Source organism: Microcoleus sp. PH2017_08_TRC_O_A (assembly GCF_020738665.1).
Classification (GTDB): Bacteria; Cyanobacteriota; Cyanobacteriia; order Cyanobacteriales; family Microcoleaceae; genus Microcoleus.
Genome location: NZ_JAEQCE010000185.1, coordinates 1 through 3,022, shown reverse-complemented (window position 1 = coordinate 3,022; position 3,022 = coordinate 1). Strand labels below are relative to the sequence as shown.

Genomic DNA, 3,022 nt, shown 5'->3' with positions numbered 1-3,022 from the left:
GCATTGCCTAGGACTCCGAGGGTTCCTAAAATATTTGAGGGTTGCCCGCCCGTGACGCGGGTGAAGATGTTAGCAATTCCGCTGGGATTTTCAAAATAAGCTCCCTCTCCACTTTTGATGTTAAATTCTCGAAAACTGTGAAATAAATTCACGCCGCGAGTGGCACCACCAGTGATTCGCTCTGATGGTAAGTTGTTGATATTATCGGGTACAAGGCGCGAACTTTCTGCTCCCAAGCTGCTGTCGGGGACGATTTGGGCGATCGCACTTTCAGCAAACAGACACAGGTAAAAAAATGCAAATAATATCAGGTTCCGTCGATTAACCGCAACAAGTAAAGTTCGTAGTGCGGACTTTAGTCCGCTCTTATTCTGCGGACTAAAGTCCGCACTACGAACCGTTTTTCTTTTCGTAATCGACCGATCGCGATCTAAAAGGTAAATCACTCTTAAAATATAGTATTTGTCTCGGTCTTTGAGTTCATTAATTTGGCAAATCTGCCATAAGTAGAGATATTGGAAAATCATAATCAACCTTTTGTTAGCTAACATTCGGTCATAAAATTTCTAGCATTTGCCCTGTTTGTAGTTATCGAGGCTGACAAACAGAATCAGGACGCCTCGTGCGCTGTGGAAATTGACCGGCAACTTCCGCAGCCACCAGCGTAACTTCCCCTTTCTCATTCATCACCCAGCCTTGAGCAGGAACAACTTCCCGATCGGGAATTTCACCTTCTTCCCTTCTTCCCTTCTTCCTTCTTCCTTCTTCCTTCTTCCTTCTTCCTTCCTCTTCTATTTCTATCCACGGAAACGGTGTTTCTGTGCTACCCAGAGAGTCATTGGGGCTAGGAGGCACTCCCCCCCGACCAGTAACAGTAAACTCGTTATCGGCTCCTTCAATGCAGGGATTTGCCGCAATTAATGCAGCCGGATTCACCACATTTTGTGGCAATTCTACCAAACCTTGAGCGGGATTCACCCCAGAAGAACTAAAAGTAACAGTACCTTGCAAAGCCGGGCCTGCACTTTGAGAAATCGCGGCGATGTCGCTACTCTCAAGCAGAGAAGTAGGACTGACTTGCAAAGCTGCAAATTGCGCGTCACTGAGATTCAACCTGCTTCTGACTTGTTCCCGGCCGACTGCTGCAAAGCCCAAGACATTCGGGACATTAACATTGACGCGGCCGCCACCTGCGGTGCGGGCGTTGGCGGTGATGTCGCTATTTTCTTGGGGGAGGGCGACTAGAATCTGGCTGTTGAGATTGATGTTACCGCCGTCGGAATTACCTGCATCGGTAGTAATCCGGCTGCCGCGTCGCAACTCAATGCTTTTTGCTTGCAGGTTAATATTTGCACCCGTACCGGATACAGTTGTGCCGTCAATGCTGCTTTTGGCGTCAAGGGAAATTGCATCTGCGACAACATTGATATTACCAGCCCGTCCGGTTCCCCTAGCCTGCACCGTGACTGTAGCGCCATCCCGAACGATCAATTGACGGGTATTAAGATTCAATTCGCCAGCATTCGCCGTCGGGTTGGGACTATTAATCGGGAACCGGCTGCCGACAGAAGCATCAATTGAACTGACAGATAAACCGTTACTGCTGATGCCACTGACTTCAATGCGATCGGCATTAATAGTAACATCACCTCCATTTCCAGCACCAAAAGATCTCGTAGAAATTAGCCCCCCATCCCGCACCACCAACCTCGGCGTATCGACGCGGATATTCCCGCCCCGACTAGAACTCAAAGTTGCAGAACTCAGCGCACTATCAGTGCGATTCCCGCTAGTCAAAACAGGAGAAATTCCTGTAATTTCCACTGACTCGCTGGCCCTAACTGTTAAGTTTCCCGCCGCTCCGCCGTTCCTGGAAAACAGAAAGCCCACTAATATACCTGTTCCTAATGTAAAAGCAGAACCGTCAGCAAGACTCAAGCGCTTGGTATCAACCGTAATATCCCCTGCTCTGCCGCTAGAACCGATACTGAGAGTGCTGATTCCAGTTGATATAGCAGTTCTGCTACTGGAGTTGGACAGTTCTACCGATTCAGCAGCTTTTACGGTGATATTTCCCGACGGCCCGTTACTGTAACTCGTACTGCCGAGAAGGGAACCATCGCGCATAATTAACCGCCCAACATCAAGGTTGATGCTTCCTCCGGCACCGCTACTATCTTTAGCTGTGGCGTTGTTGATTCCAGAACTCGCGATTTCAAAAGTGTTGGCGCGGATATTCAGATTGCCGCCATTTCCAGCACCTAAAGTAATGCCGCTACCTACTACCCCATCGCGCATCAGCAGCCGTCCGGTATCGATGTTGACGCTTCCCCCATTTCCGGCGCCAGCAGTACCGTTAAAAAACATAAACTTAGGGTCAAAAGGGTCAACTGTTCCCGATAGGAGATATTTAATTACAATTTGTTGAAAGCTCTCAATTCCCTGCCCGCTCATTTCTACCGAATCAGCACCGCGCAAATTGATATTACCTCCAGCACCATCTCCTAAAGTGAAAGTAGACAATTGCGTGCCATTTTTTACTTGCATTTTTTGGGCGTTTATATCAATACCTTTTCCGCCAGCATTTCCGAAGGTGAACGCATATATTTGTGCAGCGTTGATACCGATATTTCCACCTGTTATTTCTACTCTACCGCCACCTGTTCCACTCGTGTTAATCAGCGTACCATTGGATATTTGAATATTGCCAAAGTTTTGAATGTTGCCATAATTTAAAGTAAGATTACCAGGCCCGGATACACCAGGGGTTAGTGCCAAATCTACTAAACCAGGACTGGCTACGCTACCGAGCAAAATTTGTCCGCCACTAGCAGTTAAATTGCCACCTGGGATTTGGATGTCGCCGCCAATCAGTGCTAAAGTTTGACCCTTGTCTACTGCTAAGCCAACTCTCTCGGTAATTGGAATCGCTACGGGAGATGTTGCTGGGAGATTGACTGTTCCTGTAGCTGTGGATTGATTGACAATTGTACCGGGATTGTCTCTAAATCTCAGACCAACT

General features: G+C 47.8%; 2 protein-coding genes. Both read right to left on the bottom strand.

All coding sequences use genetic code 11. From position 1 onward, the window contains the following. Window positions 1-527: filamentous hemagglutinin N-terminal domain-containing protein (locus JGK22_RS32845; protein ID WP_293236722.1), on the bottom strand; the 527-nt coding region annotated here is incomplete at its 3' end. 61 nt (window positions 528-588) lie between these two features. Then, on the bottom strand, window positions 589-3,022 hold a 2,434-nt coding region (locus JGK22_RS32840; RefSeq protein ID WP_293236720.1), incomplete at its 5' end, for an S-layer family protein.